Raw genomic sequence first — 468 nt, forward strand, 5'->3', positions numbered from 1 at the left:
TTACTTACACTATCACTGCAACCTGCTGCATTAATCACCGTATAACTGATGCGCACCGTGCCGGAACTGATGCCGATTACCAGGCCAGTATTGCTGATCGTAGCGATACCGCTATTATTACTTAACCAGCTGCCGCCAACTGTGGCTTCATTTAGATTGATCGTATGACCTACACATACACTATCCGGGCCGGTTATCGGAGCGATGACCGGTAATGCAGATACGATAATGGTTTTACTTACACTATCACTGCAGCCTGCTGCATTGATCACCGTATAACTAATGCGCACCGTACCCGCACTGATGCCTGTTACCAGGCCTCCACTGCTAATGGTGGCGATGCCGCTATTATCACTTAACCAGCTGCCGCCAACTGTTGCTTCACTTAGATTGATCGTATGACCAACGCATACACTGTCCGGGCCAGTTATCGGAGCGATTACTGGCAAGGCAGATACAACAATGGTT

General features: G+C 48.7%; 1 protein-coding gene. It reads right to left on the reverse strand.

Annotation, left to right across the window (positions count from 1 at the left end; genetic code table 11):
• Window positions 1-468, reverse strand: a 468-nt coding sequence (locus GD597_RS21705) for an Ig-like domain-containing protein (RefSeq protein WP_171610015.1), incomplete at both ends; no start/stop codon positions are given.

Source organism: Limnovirga soli (assembly GCF_013106755.1).
GTDB classification, from domain to species: Bacteria; Bacteroidota; Bacteroidia; order Chitinophagales; family Chitinophagaceae; genus Limnovirga; species Limnovirga soli.